This window comes from Neisseria sp. P0021.S006, assembly GCF_051956895.1.
Genome location: NZ_JBQCWZ010000808.1, coordinates 1 through 647 on the forward strand (window position 1 = coordinate 1; position 647 = coordinate 647).

1 protein-coding gene is annotated in these 647 nt (G+C 45.7%); it reads left to right on the plus strand.

Features of this window, described 5'->3' with window-relative positions:
• Positions 1-80 precede the first annotated feature (80 nt).
• A partial coding sequence (locus tag ACTHUM_RS17220; protein ID WP_440403584.1) for a cupin domain-containing protein occupies positions 81-647 on the plus strand: 567 nt, incomplete at its 3' end.

Sequence of the window (647 nt, forward strand, 5' to 3'; positions counted from 1 at the left end):
TTTGTGTTTAGTGTGTGTATTATTGCAATAATTGGAAGAATAAAATCGTCAAAACATCTCATTTATTGGTAAAAAACACTATGGATATTTTGGATAGGCTGGTCGAATTGGCGCAGGTAAAAGGCAGCGTGGATGTTCAATGTCTTTTTCGGGGGAAGTGGTATGTGCGGCATGAGCCCAAGCGTGCGCATGGTTTGGTGCATATCGTAACTGCCGGTTCGGGTTATATCCGAATTGATGGGGAGCAAGAGGCAAGGCTGCTGAGTGCGGGGGATGTCATTTTTTTCCCGCGTAGTGTAGGGCATACTTTGAGCAGCGATAGCAGTTGTGAAAATCTTGGTGTTAATGTGCTGACGAGTGAAAAAGGCGCATTTAAAGTCAAGCAAAGTCATGCAGGAGGCGATGCGGCTTTGCATCTTTTCTGTGCACGGTTTGAATATGAAGCGCAGGCGGATATTATGGCGGGGCTGCCTGATACGGTTTTACTGAATATCAACCATCCTTCTTTGCAGTATTTGGTGGCGTTATTGCAATATGAGAGCGGTCAAGCTTTGTCAGGTTCGGTAGCGGTTGTGAACGCATTGGCTTCGGTGTTGTTGGTATTTCTACTTCGAGCCAGCCTAGAGAAAAATGGGGAAGCGCAATTA